This window comes from Streptomyces sp. NPDC096152 (genome assembly GCF_044763235.1).
In the GTDB taxonomy this organism is placed as follows: domain Bacteria; phylum Actinomycetota; class Actinomycetes; order Streptomycetales; family Streptomycetaceae; genus Streptomyces.
On sequence record NZ_JBIWFW010000003.1, the window covers coordinates 758,858 to 779,759 of the forward strand.

The following is a 20,902-nucleotide window of genomic DNA, read 5'->3' on the forward strand; positions in this document are numbered from 1 at the left end:
TCGCCCTTCGGTGCGTTCGCGTTACAGCCCCAGGGGGCCGCGTTCAGCGCGCGTGAGTCCTTGGCGGACCCGAGAGGTCTTACTTGACCTCGACGGAGGCGCCGGCGCCCTTGAGGGACTCGGCGGCCTTCTCGGCGGCGTCCTTGGCGACCTTCTCGAGGACGGGCTTCGGGGCGCCGTCCACGAGGTCCTTGGCCTCCTTCAGACCCAGGGAGGTCAGCTCACGCACGACCTTGATGACCTGGATCTTCTTGTCGCCGGCACCGGTGAGGATGACGTCGAACTCGTCCTTCTCCTCCTCGGCCTCCGCGGCGGCGGCCGGGCCGGCCGGGCCGGCAACGGCGACCGCGGCGGCGGCGGTGACGTCGAACTTCTCCTCGAAGGCCTTCACGAACTCGGAGAGCTCGATGAGGGTCATCTCCTCGAACTGGGCAAGCAGCTCGTCCTGGGTGAGCTTCGCCATGATGGCGGTCCTTCCACTAAATCGGCAGGTGCCGGATGTACTGGGTGAGGCGGGCGTACGTCGGGCCCGCATCGACCCTCACCTCATGCGGCGAGGATCGGAAAGCGAGCCGAATTACTCGGCACCGCCCTGCTCGTCCTGCTTGGCACGAAGCGCGTCCACGGTGCGGACGAGCTTCGACGGCAGCGCCTGGAAGAGGGAGGCAGCCTGGGACTGCTTCCCCTTGAAGGCACCGGCCAGCTTGGAGAGCAGAACCTCGCGGGACTCGAGGTCCGCAAGCTTCTTGATCTCGTCGGCGCTGAGCGCCTTGCCGTCAAGGACACCGCCCTTGATGACGAGATTCGGGTTGTCCTTGGCGAAGTCGCGGAGACCCTTCGCCGACTCCACCGGGTCACCGGTGACGAAGGCGACGGCCGTCGGACCAGCGAAGAGCTGGTCGTCCAGCGTGATCCCGGCCTCGTTGGCCGCAATCTTGGTCAGCGTGTTCTTCACCACGGCGTACTGGGCGTTCTCACCGAGCGAACGACGCAGCGTCTTGAGCTGCGCCACGGTGAGACCGCGGTACTCGGTCAGCACAGCGGCGCTGGAGCTGCGGAACTTGTCCGTCAGCTCGGCAACCGCGGCAGCCTTGTCGGGCCTCGCCATAGAGTCTCGGCCTCCTTCCGGGTGATTCGGACCGCGCGGACCCGAAGGAGGACTGGGGAAAACGAAACGCCCCGGGCGCAGGCGCACGGGGCGGACTCGACCGGGGCACACGCGCGTTGGCGCGCACTCCGGGAGTTCTTCCACAGTCACCTGCGCGGGTCGCCCGCATTTTCAGCGGATCCTTCGGCCACCACGCCCTCGAACGAGCGCGCGGCAACGACCAGCGGTCTTTGGCTTCGGTAGGAGAATACGGGAACGGCTCCCCGTCAGGCAAATCGGCCCGTACGGGGCCCGGCCGCGGGCGCCTGCCAAAGACGGGCGCCCGCCCGAGAGGACGTGCCTCGGGGGGACGCGCCCGGGCCGCTCCTCGGCGTCGTGCTCAGGAGGACGCGCCGGTGCCGCTCCCGGTCCCCGTGCCCCCGAGCGTGGAACCCTGCTTCTTCAGCAGGTCCTTGAAGTCCTCGGTGTCGCCCGCCGGGGGCCGCTGGGCGGAGACGTGCACGCCGTAGTCGGTGTAGTAGGCGGTCTGGGACATCTCCCCCATGGCCATCCGTGCCTTGCAGGACTGCTTGACCAGCAGGTTCTGGTCGTCGACCCAGATGTCGACGCGCTCCGTGCTCACCCCGGCCGTGGTGAGCTGCTTCTTCAGGTCCGCGAGCTGGTCCGCGGGGAGGTGGGAGCTCTTGCCGACGAGGTCGGCGACGCCGACCGTGCCCGCGTAGTGCGTGGTGTGCCGGCCGCGCACGGTGGCCTCGCCGGCCTTCTTGACGTCGCCGGAGGCCAGCAGCAGCTTCACCGACTGGTTCGGGGTGTTGTTGCGCATCTGGTCCTTGAGGAAGGCTCCGGAGCCGCCGGCGACCCCGGCGAGGTCCGTGTACCCGTACCGGAGCCAGTGCTTGCCGCCCGCCTGCTGGGCGAACCGCTCGCCCATGCGCGCGTAGAAGGCGTCGGGCAGGTACCGGGCCTCCATCGAGGTGCTGCCCACGCGGCGCATGGTCTCGGCCATGGTGCCGCCGGTGTACGCGATGGTGAGGTCACCGGTGAGGCCCTGGCCCCAGCCCACGGTGCCGTGCGCCTTCATCGACATCATGGTGCCGATGCTGGTCGTCATCTCGACCCGGGCGGAGTCGGCCCGGTCGGTCGACCGTTCGGCGGAGCGCAGGGCGGCGACGGGGCTGACGTGTGTGACGCCCTGGCCGGCCGTGCCTCTGCCGGAGCCCCCGGAGGAACCCGAGGAACAGGCGGCCACGCCCGTCAGCGCGGTCACCGCCGCGATCGAGAGCGTCACCCGGCGCACGGTCGTGCTGGTCATACGTCCCACCCCTATGCGATTGCTGTGCACCGCACGCTAGCGCAGCCCCCCGACACCCGTAGGCGAAATCGCACAGACAATCGCACAGAAAGGGGACGGGCCCCGCACCTCGGAAGGTGCGGGGCCCGTCGTCCGACTGGGCGAGCCTCAGGCTCAGACCGCGGCCGGGTCCTCCTCGACGAGGAGGTTGCGGGTGCGGTTGGAGTCGACCGGGATGCCGGGGCCCATCGTGGTGCTGATGGCGGCCTTCTTGATGTAGCGGCCCTTGGCGGCGGACGGCTTCAGGCGGAGGATCTCCTCCAGCGCGGCGCCGTAGTTCTCCACCAGCTTGTCGTCCTCGAAGGACGTCTTGCCGATGATGAAGTGGAGGTTCGCGTGCTTGTCGACGCGGAACTCGATCTTGCCGCCCTTGATCTCGGTCACGGCCTTGGCCACGTCCGGGGTCACGGTGCCGGTCTTCGGGTTGGGCATAAGACCACGCGGGCCGAGCACGCGGCCGAGGCGGCCGACCTTGCCCATGAGGTCCGGGGTGGCGACGACGGCGTCGAAGTCCAGACGGCCCTTCGCCACCTCGTCGATCAGTTCGTCGGAGCCGACGATGTCGGCGCCCGCGGCCTCCGCGGCCGCAGCACGGTCACCGGTCGCGAAGACCAGGACCCGGGCGGTCTTGCCGGTGCCGTGCGGCAGGTTCACGGTGCCACGGACCATCTGGTCGGCCTTGCGCGGGTCGACACCCAGACGGAAGGCGACCTCGACGGTGCCGTCGAACTTGGTCGTGGAGGTCTCCTTGGCGAGACGGACAGCCTCGAGCGGGGCGTACAGCTTCTCCCGGTCGATCTTGTTGTCCGCAGCCTTGAGAGCCTTGCTGCGCTTGCTCACTACTGCTCCTGTGGGTTCTGAAAGGAGTCGTGGTACGGGCCGAGCAGGCCCTCCCACGTGCGACAGCGACGCTGCCGCGAGATGTTCTGCGAAGGTGGGGCTCAGCCCTCGACCGTGACGCCCATGGAACGGGCGGTGCCGGCGATGATCTTCGCGGCGGCGTCCAGGTCGTTGGCGTTGAGGTCGGGCATCTTCGTCGTGGCGATCTCGCGGACCTGCGCCTCGGTGATCTTGGCGACCTTGGTCTTGTGCGGCTCGCCGGAGCCCTTCTCGATGCCCGCGGCCTTGAGGATCATCTTGGCGGCCGGCGGAGTCTTGGTGACGAAGGTGAAGGAACGGTCCTCGTAGACCGTGATCTCCACCGGGATGACCCAGCCACGCTGCGACTCGGTCGCGGCGTTGTAGGCCTTGCAGAACTCCATGATGTTGACGCCGTGCTGACCCAGCGCCGGGCCGACCGGCGGGGCCGGGTTGGCCGCGCCGGCCTGGATCTGGAGCTTGATGAGCCCCGTGACCTTCTTCTTCTTGGGAGGCATAGCTCTCTCCGGGTCCTTAGTGAGAGTGGTCCGCCGCCGTCCGGGACATGATCAGGCGGGATCGCCCGGATCATCCGGATGGAGGCATACCGCACAACGATAACGGGTATGGATGCGCGGCCAAAAACCGAGCAGGTCAGACCGGCATTCGCAGCCCGTCTGACCTGGTCGGCAGTGCTCGGTCCGGAAGAACCTCAGTTCTTCTGGATCTGGTCGAAGGAGAGCTCGACCGGCGTCTCGCGGCCGAAGATCTCCACCAGGCCCTTGACCTTCTTCGAGTCGGGGTTGATCTCGTTGATGGTCGCCTGGAGCGTGGCGAACGGGCCGTCGGTGACGGTGACCGAGTCGCCGACCTCGAAGTCCAGCACCTGGACCTCGACCTTGCGCTGCGGGGCCGGCTTGCCCTCGGCCTCGGCGGCCTCGCGGGCGGCCTTCTCCTCGGCCTCCGGGGCGAGCATCTTGACGATCTCGTCCAGGGACAGCGGGTACGGGTCGTAGGCGTTGCCGACGAAGCCGGTGACGCCCGGGGTGTTGCGGACGACGCCCCAGGACTCGTTCGTCAGGTCCATGCGGACGAGGACGTAACCGGGCAGCTTGTTCTGCCGGACGGTCTTGCGCTCGCCGTTCTTGATCTGGACGATCTCTTCCTCGGGCACCTCGGCCTGATAGATGAAGTCCTCGACGTTGAGCGAGACGGCGCGCTGCTCCAGGTTGGCCTTCACGCGCTTCTCGTAGCCGGCGTAGGTGTGGATGACATACCACTCGCCGGGCAGCACGCGCAGTTCCTGGCGGAGCTTCTCGATCGGGTCGAGCTCCTCCTCCGGCTCCTGCTCGGCGACTGCCTCCTCGGCGGCCTCGTCCTCGTCCACGACGTTGACGGCGGCCTCCTCGGCGGGCTCGCCCGCAGCGGCCTCGGCAGCCTCGGCCTCGTCGACCTCGTCCGCGCCCTCGATGATGTCGAGCTCGTCGTCCACGGACTCGACATCCACAGGCTCGACGGCTTCCCCGCGAGGCTCGGTGGCGTCGTTCAGGTTCGGGTCAGACACGGTGGCTGCTTCTTCCTGGATACATAGGGGTGGAACATGCGAAAACGGGCGCCGGGATCCACGGCGCCCTTCGCTCTTGGCTCAGCCGAAAACGTACTTGGCCGCGTGGTTGAGCCCATAGTCAATCACGGTCACCAGGGCGATCATGATGGCAACGAAGAAGATCACCACGGTCGTGTACGACGTGAGCTGGCCGCGCGTGGGCCAGACGACCTTGCGCAGTTCCGCGATGATCTGACGGTAGAAGAGGCCGAGGCGCTTCAGCGGGCCCTTCTTGCCCCGCTTGCCGCCCTTGCGGGCCTTCTTCTCCTGCAGCTCGTCCTGGGCATCAGGCGTGTCGATGGAGCCCACGGCGTCCGTCATTACGTCCTCACCTGATTCCGGGTCGTGGCCGTGCCGCGCCCGGTCGGAGCCGCACGGCGGTGCATTGCTGTACGTACATGCGCACACATCCCTGGCGAAGGTGTGTGTAGCAGGGCCGGAGGGACTTGAACCCCCAACCGCCGGTTTTGGAGACCGGTGCTCTACCAATTGAGCTACGACCCTCTGTGTGTCCCCCAACGTACCGCATCCGACCGGATGCTCGGTGTGCACCGGGTTCGGTTGCGGCTGCTGAAGGCCAACGAGGTGTGAGTGTACGTGGTTCGGCGCCGGTCGTCGAACAGAAAGCGCCCGTCGGGGGCCGCCCGGCGGAAGATCGCCCAGCCCGGTGCCCGGATCCGGACGGTTGTTCTGGGGTTCGACCCGTCCTGTTCAGTCTGTGAAACCCGCGTGCCGGGTGCGTTTCCGGTCTGAAACCATGGACGGTATGAGCGCTGCAACCCCTCCCACCGAGCGCCGGGTCTCCGCCCGAGTCGGCGCGATCTCCGAGTCCGCCACCCTCGCCGTGGACGCCAAGGCGAAGGCCCTGAAGGCCGCCGGGCGTCCGGTGATCGGCTTCGGCGCCGGTGAGCCCGACTTCCCGACACCCGACTACATCGTCGAGGCCGCGATCGAGGCCTGCAAGAACCCGAAGTACCACCGGTACACCCCGGCCGGCGGTCTGCCCGAGCTGAAGTCCGCGATCGCCGCGAAGACGCTGCGCGACTCCGGCTGGGAGCCCGACGTCTCCCAGATCCTGGTCACCAACGGCGGCAAGCAGGCCATCTACGAGGCCTTCGCCGCGATCCTCGACCCGGGCGACGAGGTCATCGTGCCGGCGCCGTACTGGACGACGTACCCGGAGTCGATCCGCCTGGCCGGCGGCGTCCCGGTGGAGGTCGTCGCGGACGAGACCACCGGCTACCGCGTCAGCGTGGAGCAGCTGGAGGCCGCGCGCACGGAGAAGACCAAGGTCGTCCTCTTCGTGTCGCCGTCCAACCCGACCGGCGCGGTGTACTCCGAGGCCGAGACGGAGGCCGTCGGCCGCTGGGCCCTGGAGCACGGTCTGTGGGTGCTCACCGACGAGATCTACGAGCACCTGGTCTACGGCGACGCCGTCTCCGTGTCCCTGCCGGCCATCCTCCCCGAGCTGCGCGACAAGTGCGTCGTGGTCAACGGCGTCGCCAAGACGTACGCCATGACCGGCTGGCGCGTCGGCTGGGTCATCGGCCCGAAGGACGTCGTCAAGGCCGCGACGAACCTCCAGTCGCACGCCACGTCGAACGTGTCGAACGTCGCCCAGGCGGCGGCCCTGGCCGCGGTCTCCGGCGACCTGGACGCGGTCGCGAAGATGCGTGAGGCCTTCGACCGGCGCCGCAGGACCATCGTGCGGATGCTCAACGAGATCGACGGCGTGGTCTGCCCCGAGCCGGAGGGCGCCTTCTACGCGTACCCGTCGGTGAAGGCCCTGATCGGCAAGGAGATCCGCGGCAAGCGCCCGCAGAACTCGGTCGAGCTCGCCGCGCTCATCCTGGAGGAGGCCGAGGTCGCGGTCGTCCCGGGCGAGGCCTTCGGCACGCCGGGCTACCTCCGGCTGTCGTACGCCCTCGGTGACGAGGACCTGGTGGAGGGCGTGAGCCGGCTCCAGAAGCTGCTGGCGGAGGCGCGGGACTGACGTCCGCCTTCTTCGAAGGGAGGGGCAGCGGGAATCCACCCGCTGCCCCTCCCTTCGTTCGTGCCGTTCCTGTGTGCGAGCAAGACCACGAACGGGGAAACGGCTACCGGGAGCCCGGGAACGTACGGCAGGATCCTCGGATGGAGCGTGTACGTGATGTCTCTCAGCTGCCGAAGGCCCATCTGCACCTGCACTTCACCGGGTCGATGCGGCCCACCACCCTGCTGGAACTGGCCGACAAGTACGGCGTACGGCTGCCCGAGGCGCTGACCGAGGCGCTGTTCAGCGGGGAGCCGCCGAGACTGCGGGCGACCGACGAGCGGGGCTGGTTCCGCTTCCAGCGGCTGTACGACGCGGCGCGCTCGTGCCTGCGGGAGCCGGAGGACATCCGGCGGCTGGTCCGGGAGGCGGCCGAGGAGGACCTCAACGACGGCTCGGGGTGGCTGGAGATCCAGGTGGACCCGACCTCGTACGCGCCGCGCCTGGGCGGGCTGATCCCGGCGCTGGAGATCATCCTGGACGCGGTGGAGACGGCGTCGCGCGAGACGGGCCTGGGCATGCGGGTCCTGGTGGCCGCCAACCGTATGAAGCACCCGCTGGACGCCCGCACGCTGGCCCGTCTCGCGGTGCGCTACCGGGACCGGGGCGTGGTGGGCTTCGGCCTCTCCAACGACGAACGGCGGGGCATGGCGCGGGACTTCGACCGCGCCTTCTCGATCGCCCGGGACGGCGGGCTGCTGTCGGCCCCGCACGGCGGCGAGCTCACCGGCCCGGCCTCGGTCCGCGACTGCCTGGACGACCTGAGCGCCCACCGGGTGGGGCACGGGGTGCGCGCGGCCGAGGACCCGCGGCTGCTGCGGCGCCTCGCCGAGCGGGGCGTGACCTGCGAGGTCTGCCCCGCGTCGAACGTGGCGCTCGGCGTCTACGAGAAGCCCGAGGACGTCCCGCTGCGCACCCTGTTCGAGGCGGGCGTGCCGATGGCCCTGGGCGCGGACGACCCGCTGCTCTTCGGCTCCCGGCTGGCCGCCCAGTACGACATCGCCCGGCGGCACCACGGCTTCACGGACGAGCAGCTGGCCGAGCTGGCCCGGCAGTCGATCCGCGCCTCGGCGGCACCGGAGGACATCCGGGCCAAGCTGCTGTCGGGCGTCGACGACTGGCTCGGCACGCCGGTCGGCTGAGGCGGGCGGAGAACTCGCGCGGCCGACCCCGGCGGGGGCCCGCGGAACAGAGGCCGGCGGACGGAGGACGGCCGGGGCGGGGGCCGGCAGGCGGCAGGCGGGTGCTAGAGGCTCACGCCCACCGTCACCGGCTCGTTGACCAGGGTGATGCCGAACGCCTCGCGGACCCCGGTGACCACCTCACGGGCCAGCGTGAGCAGGTCCTCGGTGGTGGCCGCCCCGCGGTTGGTGAGGGCGAGGGTGTGCTTGGTGGAGATGCGGGCGGGCCCGGTGCCGTACCCCTTGGTGAAGCCCGCCTTGTCGATCAGCCAGGCCGCCGAGGTCTTGGTGTGCCCCTGCCCCGCCGGGTACGCGGGCGGCTCGACGCCGTCGCCCAGCCGCTCCCCCACGCGCGCGCGGAAGGCGTCGAACTCGGCGTCCGTGAGGATCGGGTTGGTGAAGAAGGACCCGGCCGACCAGGTGTCGTGGTCCTCGGCGTCCAGCACCATGCCCTTCCCGGCACGCAGCTTCAGCACGGTCTCGCGCGCGGTGGCGAGCGGCACCCGGTCGCCCGGCTCCACGCCGAGCGCGCGGGCCGTCTCGGCGTACCGGAGGGGCGCGGACAGCCCGTCCGCGTCCTCCAGCAGGAAGCGGACGCGCAGCACCACGTACCGCTCGGGGTCCGCCTTGAAGCGGCTGTGGCGGTAGGAGAAGGCGCACTCCTCGTTGGTGAGGGTCACCGTCTCGCCGGCCCGGCGGTCGTAGGCGACGACCTCGGTGATCGTGGCGGAGACCTCCTGGCCGTACGCCCCGACGTTCTGGATCGGGGTCGCGCCGGCCGAGCCCGGGATGCCGGACAGACATTCGACGCCCGCGAGTCCGGCCTCGACGGTGCGGGCGACGGCGTCGGCCCACACCTCGCCGGCGGCGAGCTCCAGCGTCGTGCCGGTCAGCTCGAAGCCGGTGGTGGCGATGCGCACGGCGGTGCCGTCGAAGCCCTTGTCGCCGATGACCAGGTTCGAACCGCCGCCGATGACCAGCAGCGGGACACCGGCGGCGTCGGCCTCGCGGACGGCGTCGATCACCTCGGCGTCGGTCGTCGCGGTGATCAGCCGGGTCGCGGGGCCGCCCAGCCGGAAGGTGGTCAGCGGGGCCAGGGGCGCGTCGTGGAGTTCCTGCACGCGCCCAAGACTACGAGACGGCGTCGACGGCCCCGCTCCCCGGCGCCCGCCGGGCCCGTGCGGCCCCGGGCGAGCCGCACGGCCCCCGGGCCGGCCGTACGACCGCCACGGCCGAGTCCCTACGACGGCCCGCGCCGTAGGACCGTCTCGGGCGGGTCCCCACGACGGCCCGCGTCGTACGACCGTCTCAGGCCAGCCGCACGACGGCCCGCGACATGCCCAGCACCTTCTGGCCGCCGCTGGTGGCCGTCAGGTCCACGCGCACGGTGTCGTCGTCGAGCTTGGCCGCCACCTTGCCACTGACCTCGATCGTGGCGCCCTTGTCGTCGTCCGGGACGACGACGGGCTTGGTGAAGCGGACGCCGTACTCGACGACCGCGCCCGGGTCGCCCGTCCAGTCGGTGACCACGCGGATCGCCTCGGCCATGGTGAACATGCCGTGTGCGATGACGTCCGGCAGCCCGACCTCCTTGGCGAACCGCTCGTTCCAGTGGATGGGGTTGAAGTCACCGGAGGCGCCCGCGTACTGGACGAGGGTGGCGCGGGTCACGGGGAAGGTCTGCGCCGGCAGCTCGGTGCCGACCTCGACGTCGGCGTACGAAATCTTCGCCGTCATGGATTGCTCACGCCTCCTCGGCCGCGCGGGCCACGAGCTTGGTCCAGGCGGTCACGACGTGCTCGCCCGCCTCGTCGTGCACCTCGCCGCGGATGTCCAGGATGTCGTTGCCGGCCAGCGACTTGATCGCCTCGATGGTGGAGGTGACCGCCAGGCGGTCACCGGCGCGCACGGGGCGGGTGTAGGCGAACTTCTGGTCGCCGTGCACCACGCGGCTGTAGTCGAGGCCGAGCTGCGGGTCCTCGACGACCCGTCCCGCGGCCTTGAACGTGATCGCGAACACGAAGGTGGGCGGGGCGATCACGTCGGGGTGGCCGAGCGCCTTGGCGGCCTCCGGGTCCGTGTAGGCGGGGTTGGCGTCCCCCACGGCCTCCGCGAACTCCCGGATCTTCTCCCGGCCCACCTCGTAGGGGGCGGTGGGCGGGTAGGACCGCCCCACGAAGGACTGGTCGAGCGCCATGGGCTCGGCACCTCCTGATGTCACGTGCTGTTGTAACGGGATGAATCGGGGTGGGGTGGATCAGGTGGATCGGGACGGAACAGGATGAGGAAACACCATGAGGCCGCCCCCGAATGCGGGGGCGGCCTCATGGATGAGCCTGATTTATCGCGTCTCGCGGTGCGCGGTGTGCGCGTTGCAACGCGGGCAGTGCTTCTTCATCTCAAGACGGTCCGGGTTGTTACGCCGGTTCTTCTTGGTGATGTAGTTCCGCTCCTTGCACTCCACGCAGGCCAGCGTGATCTTCGGGCGGACGTCGGTGGCAGCCACGTGAGTGCTCCTTGACGAACGGATGGATTATTTCAACGCAAGAAAGAGTAGCCGATCGAAGGACCGACCCCGCAATCGGCTACTGTCAGTAGCGGTGACCGGACTTGAACCGGTGACACAGCGATTATGAGCCGCTTGCTCTACCGACTGAGCTACACCGCTGCGATGCGATCGGGCCCCGCCTCGCAGCGGGTACCTCTCACATCAGAGCCCCAAAACGGAATCGAACCGTTGACCTTCTCCTTACCATGGAGACGCTCTGCCGACTGAGCTATTGGGGCGAGCGATGAAGACATTACACGGTCGGTGGCCGTTCGCCCAAATCCGTTTCGGGGTACCTGTCCGGCACCGTCACCCGCCCCTCTCGCCCGCCGTCCGGGCCCCTTCGACCCCCGGGCCACACCGGTACGACTATTGCGCTCCTCCCCCTTCCAGGAGGGGAGCCACCCTAGGCTCGACTCACTCTGCGTGATCTTGCCTCCGCCGGCGCGGCCACGCGTCCGAGCACCAGACCACCCGCGAACCGGACCACCCGCGAAAGCGGCCGGAGCACCTCCGCCGCCCGGAGAGCCGCCGCACGACACCTGACACCTCGTATCTGGAGCGCGATGCCCGACAGTGAGCCGCAGCCGCCCGACTCGTCCTCCTCGTCCGGTTCCTGGGGGCGGCCCGACCCGGGCGGCCTGCTGCTGTGCGGGGCGCGGCTGACCGACGGGCGGACCGTGGACGTACGGCTGGCCGGCGGGCGCATCGAGGCGGTCGGCACGGCCGGCAGCCTCGGCACGGGCGGCGGCCGTGCCGAGGCTGCCGCGCGCGGCGGCGTGGCCCGTGTGGACCTCGACGGCTACCTGCTCCTGCCGGCCCCGGCCGAGCCCCACGCGCACGGCGACACGGCGCTGACCGCCGACAGCGGCGGGCCGGTCTCGGACGACCCCGAGGACGTCCAGCGCCGCGCCACCGAGGCCGCGCTGCTGCAACTGGGCCACGGCGCGACCGCGCTGCGCTCGCACGTGCGGGTGGGCGACGTCCAGGGGCTGGGCGCCCTGACCGCCGTCCTGCGCGCGCGGCGGGCCCTGCGCGGGCTCACCGAGCTGACGACGGTGGCGGTCCCCCGCGTACTGACCGGGACGGCCGGCGCGGACGGGCTGGCGGTGCTGCGGGACGCGCTGAAGATGGGCGCGTGCGTGGTCGGCGGCTGCCCCGACGTGGACCCCGATCCCACCGGCTACGTCGAGGCGGTCCTCGAGGTCGCCTCCGAGCACGGCTGCCCCGTGGACCTGCACACCGACGGCACCGACCCGGCCCGCCTGGCCCGCATCGCGGCGATGGCGGGCGGGTTGCGCCCCGGAGTGACGCTCGGTCCGTGCGGCGGCCTCGCGCGCCTGCCCGCCGAGGTGGCCTCGCGCACCGCCGACCAGCTCGCCGCGGCCGGCGTGTCGGTGGTGTGCCTGCCGCAGGGCGGCTGCGGGGCTGCCGAGGGCCGCGGGACGGCCCCGGTACGGCTGCTGCGGGCGGCCGGGGTCCGGGTGGCCGCCGGCAGCGGCGCCCTGCGGGACGTGGCCAATCCGGTGGGACGCGGGGACCCTCTGGAGGCGGCCTACCTGCTGGCCTCCCGCTACGGGCTGCGCCCCGAGGACGCCTACGACACGGTGAGCGCGGCGGCCCGCGCGGTGCTCGGCCTGCCCGAGGTGCGGGTGGAGGCCGGCTTCCCCGCCGAACTGCTCGCGGTGCGCGGCGGCCGGCTGGCGGGCGCGCTTTCCCTCGCGTACAGCCGCATCGTGGTGCACCGGGGGCGCGTGGTGGCCCGGACCAGCGCGGTACGCGAGTTCTGCGACTCGGCGACGACGGTGGAGCTGGGGCTGCCGCGGCAGGGGCGGGGGGAGTTGTCGTAGGGGCGTCGGCGTCGTGGCGAGCGTCCTGGGAGCGCCCCCGGCGGGGCGTCGGGTGCCTGTGGGGTTCCCGTGGGGTGCGACGGTGATCGCGGGGCGGGGCCGAAGTCGTGCGGCGAATGCGGCCGTCCGGGCGTACGGTCGGAAACATGCGCACAGTCATCGCTGGGGGTCATGGACAGATCGCGCTGCGGCTGGAGCGGTTGCTCGCCGCGCGCGGGGACGAGGTCGCGGGCATCATCCGCCGCGCCGAGCAGGGCGACGACCTGCGGGCGGCCGGTGCCGAACCGATCGTGCTCGACCTGGAGTCGGCCTCGGCCGAGGAGGTCGCGGAGCGGCTGCGGGGCGCGGACGCGGCGGTGTTCGCGGCGGGCGCGGGCCCGGGCAGCGGCGTGGACCGCAAGGCCACCGTGGACAAGGGCGCGGCGATCCTGTTCGCGGACGCGGCGGTCCGGGCGGGCGTACGGCGGCACGTGGTCGTGTCGTCGATGGGCGCGGACGCGGGGCACCAGGGCGACGAGGTCTTCGACGCGTACCTGCGCGCCAAGGGGGAGGCGGACGACCACGTCCGCGGTCTGCGGGACCTGGACTGGACGATCCTGCGGCCCGGCGCGCTGACGAACGACGCCGGGACCGGTCTCGTACGCCTGGAGGCCCACACCGGCCGCGGCCCGATCCCGCGCGACGACGTGGCCGCCGTCCTGGCCGAGCTGGTGGACACACCGGCGACGACCGGCCTCACCCTGGAACTGGTCGGCGGGTCGACGCCGGTGTCGGTGGCGGTGAAGTCCGTGGCGGGCAACTGAGGTTGGCGTTGAAGTCCATGGCGATCGACTGAGATTGGTCGCGTCGCTGAAGTCCGTGGCGGTCGACTGAGGTTGGCGGCGGAGGGGGTGCCAGGGCACGGCGCGGGACGGCGGGGCCGCCCGCCCGCGCTCACCGGCGCCCGTCCGCGCGCTCGCTAGAACAAGGGCAACTGCCCGGGGAACTCGGGAACGACATGGCCGTCCAACGACGGCTGCTCCGCCCCGAGTTGCGCCGTGTGACGCGACCCGGGGCAGGAGGTCAGCTCGCCGTTCCCCCGCGCTCCGGGCGGGTCGTGCCGCGCGAACCGCCCGGCGACGACGGCGATCTCACGACGGCACACGGGACAGGACCTGCGACGGGGCGACATGGCTCCAGTGTGCCGCCCGGCACCGACATCGCCACCGGCGACGAAACGGTGCCGGGACGAAACGGTGCCGGGGCGGACCGAGTCGGTACGGAGCGGTCGCCGGTACGGAGTCGGTACGGAGCGGTCGCCGGTACGGAGTCGGTACGGAGCGGTCGCCGGTACGGAGTCGGTACGGAGCAGCGCCGGGGCGGAGCGGATCAGCCGGCCATGATGCTGCCGAACTCGGGGCGGCCGCTGGTGGAGACGCCGACGTTGGACGGGCCGAAGGAGACCGCGCCGCCGGTGCCGATCTTCCCGCCGTCGGAGAGAAGGCCGACGACGCTGCCGTTCCAGTCGTTCTCGCCGTTGGCGCCCACGGTCAGGTCGGCCTTGTGGTCGCCGTTGACGTCGGACAGGAAGACCTCGCCGCCGAAGTTGTCGGACGCCTCGTTGCCGCCGGGCACGCCGGTGGTGTTCTGGTGGAAGTACTGGCTGCCGGTGGTGGTGACGCCGGAGGCGGACCCGTACAGGACGGTGACCGCGCCGGCGTCGGTCACCGAGGTGGTGCCGGTGGTGATGTTCTCGGCGGGCGCGCCGACGGCGATGTCGGCGTAGCCGTCGCCGTTGATGTCGCCGGTGGAGACCTCCCAGCCGAAGGCGTCGCCGGTCTCCGGGTCGCTGGGGACGCCGGAGGTGCCCTGGCTGATGGAGACCGTCGAATAACCGCTGTAGTTGTTGCCGTAGATGACGTTGATCTTGCCGCCCTTGGTGGCGCCGGAGATGCCGTCGTCCCAGGTCTCGCCGATGACGAGGTCGTCCTTGCCGTCGCCGTTGAGGTCCCCGGTGGCGGTGATGAAGCCGGGTGCCAGGTTCTCCTCGGAGCCGCCCTCCAGCTTGGTGCCGGTGGGCGAGGCGTAGATGAGGATGTTGGTGTCGTACTGGGTGGAGGCGTTGTAGCCGTTGACGATCAGGTCGTCCCCGCCGCCGCCGTTGAAGTCGGCGGTGACCAGGTGCAGGGCTCCGGCGCCGCTTCCACTGATGATGTTGAACGGCTGGTAGTAGCTGCCGCCCGTGCCGCCGGACTTGGTGAAGCCGCCCCGGAAGATCCACACCTTGGCGGAGGTGCCGCCGGCCGCCAGGTCCATTTTGCCGTCGGGGTCGAAGTCACCGGCCGCCAGGGACTGCCCGAACTTGTCCTGGCCCGTGGGGTTCGGGTCGGCGACCGTGGTGCCGCCGGAGAGACCGGAGGCGGAGCCCCAGACGATGGCGACGGTGCCGCCGTCGGTGTCGCTGCCGACGTCCTCACCGGGGGCGCCCACGGCGAGGTCCGCGTAGCCGTCGCCGTTGAAGTCGCCGGCCGCGGTGGCCCGGCCGAAGAAGTCGTTCGTCTCCGCGGCACCCGGGACACCGGTGGAGTCCTGGCTGATGAGCGTACGGCTGGTGGCCTTCAGACCGCTCGCCGATCCGTACATCACGGCGATCTGGCCCGCGTTGGACTTGCCGCTCACGGTGGCGTACGGGGCGGACATGGCGACGTCGCGGTAGCCGTCCCCGTTGAAGTCGCCCTGCAGGCCGGAGCCCGCCGCGGATGCGGTGCCGGCGGCGGCCGTCAGCAGGCTGCCGGTGAGGGCCGCGGCCGCTGCCGTCGCCAGGGCGAGACGTATACGTGTGTGCATGCGGGCGTTCTCCAGTGCATGCGGGGGCGCCGGACGGCGCCCCGAGCCATTGGGAGTGCCACGCGGTCCCCGCCCGCCCGAGGTCTGCCGATTCCTCATCGGTCCTCGCTCGCGACGCGGAACAGCGATGGCGTATCCCAGACCACCCAGACGGGGCTGTGGTTGCCCACGAGCCGCGAGTTTCCCCGATCCCTTCGCCGCACCACACGGAGCTGCGATTTTCCGCTGACCCATGTGCGCCGTGCGCCCGGCACGGAACGAGGTGACCAAGCCCTGCCGCGATGGCCACGGCCGCGCTGTCACACCGCGGCCGCTCTCGCCGTCACCGACGTCGCCGCGGCACTCGGCCGCTTCCCGGATGTCCCGCGGCCCTGACCGGTCCCGCCACCGCCCGACGCTGGAGACTGGCCCGGTGACCAACCCCATTACGGAGACCAGCCGCGCCACCCTGATCCGCCGCGGCTACGCCCTGGAGTACACCACCCTGGGCTGGAACGTTGCCGGCATCGTCGTACTGGCGACCGCCGCGATCTCGGCCCGGTCGGTGGCCCTGGCCGGATTCGGTCTGGACTCATTGATCGAGATCGGCGCCTCGACTGTGGTGATCTGGGAGCTCTCCGGCACCGGTGAGGAACGCCGGCGCCGCGGCCTGAAGCTGATCGGCGTCGGTTTCGCCGCCCTCGCCCTGTACCTTCTCGTCCAGTCGACCTGGACCCTCGCCACCGGCTTCCAGCCGCACCACTCCCCGCTCGGGATCGGCTGGACCGCCCTCACCGCGGCCGTCATGTTCGCCCTCGCCGCAGGCAAGGCCCGCACCGGAGCCGCCCTCGACAACCCTGTTCTGAAAACCGAGGGCCGCGTCACCCTCATCGACGGGCTCCTGGCCGCCGCCGTCCTGCTCGGCCTGCTCCTCAACACCACCCTCGGCTGGTGGTGGGCGGACCCTGCCGCCGGCTATGTCCTGGTCTACTACGCCATCCGTGAGGTCCGGGAAATCTTCTCCGCCGACCACTGAATCTCGGGCGAGACCGGCTGGGGAACGCTGACACTGCGCCAGGGAGTCGTGCGCTCCGGCCGGGGCTGGACCGATGAGGGCCGGGCCCACGAGGAGCGGCACCTGAAGGCCCGCGCGAAGAAGGCCTCACGTCCCGTTCCGATCCCTCCGCACTTCGTGCAGATCCTGCGCCAGTCTGGGCCGTCCCCCGGGGGACGCCTGTCACCCGTCACCCCACGTCCGCCCCACCGGAAGACGGCTCTGGTAGGCCGTTCAACCGGTCAGCCAGGATCATCGCCACATCATCGGCCAGGTCGCCACCGGTGTGGCGGATCAACGCCTGGTGCAGTTGCTCCAGGAACTGCGGTGGCGTGGTGCCGACGCCTATCCCCTCCATGGCCTCCGGCAGAGCGAAGAATTCGCTGTCACGATTGCGGGCCTCGATCACACCGTCGGTATACAGCAACAGACGGTCACCGGGGGTGAACGCATAGCTCTCAGGCTTCACGGGGATGTCGGTGATGAGGTCTTCGAGGCCGAGAGGCGGCAACGGCAAGCTCGGCATCAGTGGTGCAGTCCTGCCCTGGTGCAGCAGCAGCGGTGGCGGATGTCCACGGTTGACCAGCTGCACCACGGGTTCGTCCGGCACCTGCGCGATGAGCGCCGTGGTGAACCCCTCCAGCAGAACCTCCTGACCATACGCACCCGGCACGGCGAGTTCCCGTCGCAGCGCCGCCCCGCAGTGGTTCATGACCTCCACCAGGTCGTCCTCGTAGTGCACGGCTTCCCGGAACGCGCCCAGCGCCACCGCGACGGCTCGCACCGCGGACAGCCCCTTGCCCCGGACGTCCCCGACGATCATCCGGACGCCGTACCGCGTCTGTACCGCCTCGTACAGATCACCGCCCACCCGTGCCCCCGTCCCGGCCGCAAGGCACATGCTGCCGGTCGACACTGGCCCCAGGCGCGCGGGCACGGGTCGCAGCACGACGTCCTGGGCCGCCACGGCGATCCGGCGGACCTGGTCGAGCTCTCGCCGCCTGCGCTCCTGCATGGCGCGGCTGGTGAAGAAGCCAGCCGCGGAGACCAGGGCCAGAGCCAGGAAGTTGCTGTAGACCTGCAGGGTGCCCCACGCCCCGTTGTAGGTCGCGGTGGTCACACTGATCGCCAGCGCCAGGGCCGCCGCCGCGGTGGTGCCCCGGGGCCCCAACGTCACTGCCGCCAGCGCCGGCACCGCGGTGAGGAAGGGGCCGGTATAGATGAAGTGCGCAGGCGTGAGTTCGATGACCAGCACAGCCAGCGCGATCAGATAGGGCACACACTGCATCAGCGTGAAGAGGACCCGGTTGTGACCGCCCGCCCCTGGCACCAGGGGTGAGCGCAAGAGCCACTTCATGCACCAAGCCTGCCTCGCAATCACCCACGGCTCCACCCCAGCCCGCCGCCCTCGGCAGCACTGGGACCGGCCCGGCCCATGTACAGACCGCGTGGGTCAGCCCGCCTCATCTGGATCTTGTCCGGACTGGGAACCGGCCGCCTCACAGGCACCCCACCACGTCTCCACCACGGACGGTCGGGCAGCAGCTCCGTCGGTCTCGGCCGCCCTCATCGTGCTTCGCGGCCGTCGGCCTCAGGCATGTCTTGCAGCGGAATACGACCTTCGGTAGGCGACCCAATAGCCGGTACTTGATCACCCAGAGATGTCTAGGTTCAGTTGATGCTTGACGGATCTGTGTCGGTTGATGCTTGTCGGTTCCTAGCCTGTTGTGCGGTTCTTCGTGCCGTAGGCCTTGTAGCGGGTCACCTCCTTGGTGGTGGTGCGAGGGACCGTGCGTAGGCGGTTCCCGTCACGGTCCGGACGTGCAGGGTGGTGTCGGTGACCTCGACGGTGACCACGGTGCGGGCATGGGCCATGCCGACCTGGACCTGCTGGCCGCAGACCTGGATGCTGCCGCGGGCGGACACCTTGCGGCCAACCCGGACCGGCTCGGCGGGGGCCTTGGGCGGCAGCGGACTGAGCTGGGCATCGCTGATATAGGCCCGCCGCTCTGGCGGAACCGGGCAGGGCAGAGTCCGCACCAGCGTCCCATCAGTGATCACCTGCATTAGCGGTCCTTCCAGTCGCAGGGTCACCCGCTGCCCGGCCAGCGGAACACCCACCGTGATCTGCCGTCCGGCCAGGCCGACGACCCCTGAGGCATTCACCGTGCGGGCCACCTCGATGGGCACCCGGGCCGCGAGCCGGCCAGGCGCCCGGCCGGACGGGGCAGGACCCGCCGCACGGGCCCCGGACGCCCGCAGCCGGGCCAGGTCAGCGGTGCTCAGCCGGGACGGAACGGTCTTGATCCGCTGCCCGTCCAGGCTGACGTGGACGGTGGTGCTGTCCACCCACAACGTCACCGCAGCGCCCGCATGCCTCGGCCCGAACCAGAACTGCTGACCGGCCACCGCCAGGTTCCCGCTCGGCGGCACCACCCGGTCCACCTCCACCGCCTCCGGCGAGCCCAGCACCGCCTCCTGCGAGGCTTCGACCTCCCGCAGCACAGAGCCGCCGGCAGCGGGCGGAACGGTCAGCTGGACCGGAAGCAGCACCGGCAGCCCATCGGCGGGGGCAGGCTGGAAGCGGCTGGACGGGGCCGCCATGTCCAGCGACTGATGCGGACGCACGGTGTTGTAGTCCTCACGCCAGCCGTCGATGGCCGCCTGAGCCGCCGCCACACTGGTGAACGACGGTTGGTCGTCGAGGAGTTCACGCCGCAGCGACTGATGGAAGCGCTCGATCTTCCCCGTGGTCGTCGGCGAGCGCGGCTTGGTCAGCCGGTGCTTGATGCCATTGGTCCGGCAGATCCGGTCGAACAACACCTCCGTCGACGGCCCCAGCCTCCCGAACCGGCCGGTGAACTGCTTGCCGTTGTCGGTCAGCACCTCCTCCGGACAGCCGAACGCCACCAAAGCCGGGCCCTGGTGAGGGTTGGCCGGCAGCATGAGGTCAGAACACGTCGTAGCTGGGGCGGTCGGCTCCACGGCTCGCGGCGCTCCTGCCAGAGCATGGGCTCGCGCTGATCGAAGATGGCCGACGTTGCCTGGACCAGGGCTAGGGTCTCTTGCCGTGCCAGGTCAGATGCCTGCCAAGTTCTCTGCTCATGCGACTGCCGCCGCTGGAGCACGTAACCGACCAGAGATCCCAACAAAGTACCCGCGACAGCAATCAAGGCAACGGCATACGGCTCCATGGCCCTCCCCCAACGGCAGCTATTCCGGAGCGCCAGGATGCCTCAGAGCGGCTGACGCATGCTCTTGAACTGTGATGCTCGATGAAGACTCCGGGCCGTCGCCGGGCCGTGCATGGGTGCTCAACGACGACCAACGCTGACAACCCCCGACAGCAAAGTCGCAGTTCGCAGCGTTGATCGATTGCAGAGCCGCAGGTCAGGGACCCCGCCCTTCACTTCTTCGGCTACTGATCGCGCGATGGAGTTCGACTCGGCCATTAAGGCTCCGCCGACCGTTCGTACGCCTGCTGGACCGCACGCCCCGTTGTTCTACCTCGTCACGCAGCGTCAAACCAGGGCTTGTTGGCAGCCCAGTGCTTAACCCACCCAGCGAATCCCGGCTCAGCCGTGGTGTACCCGAACTCGGCTCCGAACGGAGTGGCACCTTCTCCGGTGATCACCCAGACGTGTCCACGATGCAGGCCGGTGACGATGAGGTGCCAGTACATGCCGCATCCGTCCGTTCCGAGGACGATTGACCCGTGATCGAAGACTCGACCCCTGATCAGGTCCGTTTCCTCCAACGGCTCTGAGTCGTCCTCTTCCCACAGCCACTGCGAGGTGAGGGGGAAGGGCTGGCTCAGGTCACGTTCCGAGTCGTCCCCCCAGTCATCGGGCAGCTCTGCCAGGCCAACCAACCCGTAGTCCGGCGGACCGGAGTACGAGCCGTCGGTGATCTCCGCAACGAAGGTCCGATATGGCTCCGGCAGAACTATGCCGTGCTCCGCTTCAAAGGCTCGCACCGCGTCCCAGCCCAGCGCGGACTGACCGCTGTCGTCGACAGCGAAGGCCGCACGGAGCACCGTGAGGTCCTTAGGATCTGCCTGCTCAAGATTCATGCGGCCCATAGATACCAATCAGCGGTGACAGCGCACGACCGGGTCAGAGTCCGCCGACCACGTAGTCAAGATCACGACATCGTGCCACGAGCGTGCCAGAACAACGGGGGAACCGCGGGGAACGACGGGCACAGGGGTTGGGTGGAAAAGAGAGCGGCCCCCGACCAAACTTGCTGGTCAGGGGCCGATTCCCATTAGCGTGGCGGCGCCAGGATTCGAACCTGGGAAGGCTGAGCCGGCAGATTTACAGTCTGCTCCCTTTGGCCGCTCGGGCACACCGCCGGGGTCGCTGCCGGTCGCACCACTTTTCGGCGGTGCTCCCTGGCAACGACGTAAACAATACCCGATACGCAGGGGTGCTTCGCCACCCGATTGATCGGCGCCGACGGGGCAGGGGGTGGCTAGGCTTGTCCGGATGCGGCCCGGCTCTCATGCCG

At 70.2% G+C, this 20,902-nt stretch carries 21 protein-coding genes, 4 tRNA genes and 1 pseudogene; 6 read left to right on the forward strand and 20 right to left on the reverse strand.

Translation table 11 applies throughout. From position 1 onward, the window contains the following. Window positions 1-79 precede the first annotated feature (79 nt). The 8 genes from rplL to ACIQ9G_RS13705 all read right to left on the reverse strand — a co-directional run bounded on the left by rplL (window position 80) and on the right by ACIQ9G_RS13705 (window position 5,427). Complete coding sequence (gene rplL / locus ACIQ9G_RS13670) at window positions 80-463, reverse strand: 50S ribosomal protein L7/L12 (RefSeq protein ID WP_403608622.1); 384 nt, start codon at window positions 461-463, stop codon at window positions 80-82. A 114-nt stretch (window positions 464-577) separates the two neighbouring features. Next, window positions 578-1,108 (reverse strand): 50S ribosomal protein L10, encoded by a 531-nt coding sequence (rplJ, locus tag ACIQ9G_RS13675; protein WP_403608623.1) that lies wholly within the window; start codon window positions 1,106-1,108, stop codon window positions 578-580. Window positions 1,109-1,487: 379 nt separating this feature from the next. Further along, entirely contained in the window at window positions 1,488-2,420 is a 933-nt protein-coding gene (locus ACIQ9G_RS13680) for a hypothetical protein (RefSeq protein WP_403608624.1), read from the reverse strand. A gap of 153 nt (window positions 2,421-2,573) precedes the next feature. Next, window positions 2,574-3,299: a 50S ribosomal protein L1 gene (gene rplA / locus ACIQ9G_RS13685; RefSeq protein ID WP_403608625.1), complete on the reverse strand. Its 726-nt coding sequence runs from the start codon at window positions 3,297-3,299 to the stop codon at window positions 2,574-2,576. Window positions 3,300-3,400: 101 nt separating this feature from the next. Further along, the gene (gene rplK / locus ACIQ9G_RS13690) at window positions 3,401-3,835 is read right to left on the reverse strand and encodes a 50S ribosomal protein L11 (RefSeq protein ID WP_033528316.1); all 435 of its coding nucleotides are present in this window, start codon (window positions 3,833-3,835) and stop codon (window positions 3,401-3,403) included. A gap of 194 nt (window positions 3,836-4,029) precedes the next feature. Continuing rightward, on the reverse strand, window positions 4,030-4,881 hold the full coding sequence (nusG, locus tag ACIQ9G_RS13695; protein ID WP_403608626.1) for a transcription termination/antitermination protein NusG: 852 nt from the start codon (window positions 4,879-4,881) through the stop codon (window positions 4,030-4,032). Window positions 4,882-4,962: 81 nt separating this feature from the next. After that, the gene (gene secE / locus ACIQ9G_RS13700) at window positions 4,963-5,244 is read right to left on the reverse strand and encodes a preprotein translocase subunit SecE (protein WP_356189359.1); all 282 of its coding nucleotides are present in this window, start codon (window positions 5,242-5,244) and stop codon (window positions 4,963-4,965) included. Between the two features lie 110 nt (window positions 5,245-5,354). After that, window positions 5,355-5,427 (reverse strand) — tRNA-Trp (locus tag ACIQ9G_RS13705). Between the two features lie 262 nt (window positions 5,428-5,689). On the opposite strand from ACIQ9G_RS13705, the gene ACIQ9G_RS13710 reads away from it, so the two are divergent. Together ACIQ9G_RS13710 and ACIQ9G_RS13715 are read left to right on the forward strand one after the other, a co-directional pair. After that, the gene (locus ACIQ9G_RS13710) at window positions 5,690-6,916 is read left to right on the forward strand and encodes a pyridoxal phosphate-dependent aminotransferase (protein ID WP_403608627.1); all 1,227 of its coding nucleotides are present in this window, start codon (window positions 5,690-5,692) and stop codon (window positions 6,914-6,916) included. 140 nt (window positions 6,917-7,056) lie between these two features. Then, a complete protein-coding gene (locus ACIQ9G_RS13715) occupies window positions 7,057-8,097 on the forward strand; it encodes an adenosine deaminase (RefSeq protein WP_403608628.1) in 1,041 nt (346 codons plus the stop codon). A gap of 104 nt (window positions 8,098-8,201) precedes the next feature. Here the strand turns inward: ACIQ9G_RS13715 and ACIQ9G_RS13720 are convergent, their stop codons facing one another. From ACIQ9G_RS13720 to ACIQ9G_RS13745, 6 genes are all read right to left on the reverse strand, one after another. Further along, on the reverse strand, window positions 8,202-9,257 hold the full coding sequence (locus ACIQ9G_RS13720; RefSeq protein WP_403608629.1) for a UDP-N-acetylmuramate dehydrogenase: 1,056 nt from the start codon (window positions 9,255-9,257) through the stop codon (window positions 8,202-8,204). 187 nt (window positions 9,258-9,444) lie between these two features. Further along, a complete protein-coding gene (locus tag ACIQ9G_RS13725; protein ID WP_403608630.1) occupies window positions 9,445-9,873 on the reverse strand; it encodes a MaoC family dehydratase in 429 nt (142 codons plus the stop codon). A gap of 7 nt (window positions 9,874-9,880) precedes the next feature. After that, complete coding sequence (locus ACIQ9G_RS13730; RefSeq protein ID WP_403608631.1) at window positions 9,881-10,333, reverse strand: MaoC family dehydratase N-terminal domain-containing protein; 453 nt, start codon at window positions 10,331-10,333, stop codon at window positions 9,881-9,883. Between the two features lie 144 nt (window positions 10,334-10,477). Beyond that, window positions 10,478-10,642 (reverse strand): 50S ribosomal protein L33, encoded by a 165-nt coding sequence (rpmG, locus tag ACIQ9G_RS13735; RefSeq protein ID WP_003948671.1) that lies wholly within the window; start codon window positions 10,640-10,642, stop codon window positions 10,478-10,480. An 89-nt stretch (window positions 10,643-10,731) separates the two neighbouring features. Further along, window positions 10,732-10,804 (reverse strand) — tRNA-Met (locus ACIQ9G_RS13740). Window positions 10,805-10,850: 46 nt separating this feature from the next. After that, window positions 10,851-10,923 (reverse strand) — tRNA-Thr (locus ACIQ9G_RS13745). A 327-nt stretch (window positions 10,924-11,250) separates the two neighbouring features. On the opposite strand from ACIQ9G_RS13745, the gene ACIQ9G_RS13750 reads away from it, so the two are divergent. Then, a complete protein-coding gene (locus tag ACIQ9G_RS13750; RefSeq protein WP_403608632.1) occupies window positions 11,251-12,534 on the forward strand; it encodes an amidohydrolase family protein in 1,284 nt (427 codons plus the stop codon). Between the two features lie 146 nt (window positions 12,535-12,680). Beyond that, window positions 12,681-13,337, forward strand: coding sequence for an SDR family oxidoreductase (locus ACIQ9G_RS13755; RefSeq protein WP_403608633.1), 657 nt, complete (start codon window positions 12,681-12,683; stop codon window positions 13,335-13,337). 155 nt (window positions 13,338-13,492) lie between these two features. Here ACIQ9G_RS13755 and ACIQ9G_RS13760 read toward each other — a convergent pair whose 3' ends face one another. Together ACIQ9G_RS13760 and ACIQ9G_RS13765 are read right to left on the reverse strand one after the other, a co-directional pair. After that, window positions 13,493-13,705, reverse strand: a complete 213-nt coding sequence (locus tag ACIQ9G_RS13760; protein ID WP_403608634.1) for a hypothetical protein — start codon at window positions 13,703-13,705, stop codon at window positions 13,493-13,495. A 197-nt stretch (window positions 13,706-13,902) separates the two neighbouring features. Further along, window positions 13,903-15,360, reverse strand: coding sequence for an FG-GAP-like repeat-containing protein (locus tag ACIQ9G_RS13765; protein WP_403608635.1), 1,458 nt, complete (start codon window positions 15,358-15,360; stop codon window positions 13,903-13,905). 412 nt (window positions 15,361-15,772) lie between these two features. On the opposite strand from ACIQ9G_RS13765, the gene ACIQ9G_RS13770 reads away from it, so the two are divergent. Both ACIQ9G_RS13770 and ACIQ9G_RS13775 read left to right on the forward strand, forming a co-directional pair. Then, window positions 15,773-16,375, forward strand: a complete 603-nt coding sequence (locus ACIQ9G_RS13770; RefSeq protein WP_403608636.1) for a cation transporter — start codon at window positions 15,773-15,775, stop codon at window positions 16,373-16,375. A gap of 9 nt (window positions 16,376-16,384) precedes the next feature. Continuing rightward, a pseudogene (locus ACIQ9G_RS13775) lies at window positions 16,385-16,576 on the forward strand (site-specific integrase); the annotation flags it as partial. Between the two features lie 7 nt (window positions 16,577-16,583). On the opposite strand, the gene ACIQ9G_RS13780 reads toward ACIQ9G_RS13775, so the two are convergent. From ACIQ9G_RS13780 to ACIQ9G_RS13795, 4 genes are all read right to left on the reverse strand, one after another. Then, window positions 16,584-17,750: a PP2C family protein-serine/threonine phosphatase gene (locus tag ACIQ9G_RS13780; RefSeq protein WP_403608637.1), complete on the reverse strand. Its 1,167-nt coding sequence runs from the start codon at window positions 17,748-17,750 to the stop codon at window positions 16,584-16,586. Between the two features lie 404 nt (window positions 17,751-18,154). After that, window positions 18,155-19,339 (reverse strand): integrase core domain-containing protein, encoded by a 1,185-nt coding sequence (locus ACIQ9G_RS13785; RefSeq protein ID WP_403608638.1) that lies wholly within the window; start codon window positions 19,337-19,339, stop codon window positions 18,155-18,157. A 565-nt stretch (window positions 19,340-19,904) separates the two neighbouring features. Next, a complete protein-coding gene (locus ACIQ9G_RS13790; protein ID WP_403608639.1) occupies window positions 19,905-20,465 on the reverse strand; it encodes an SMI1/KNR4 family protein in 561 nt (186 codons plus the stop codon). Window positions 20,466-20,665: 200 nt separating this feature from the next. After that, window positions 20,666-20,747 (reverse strand) — tRNA-Tyr (locus tag ACIQ9G_RS13795). Between the last annotated feature and the right edge of the window lie 155 nt (window positions 20,748-20,902).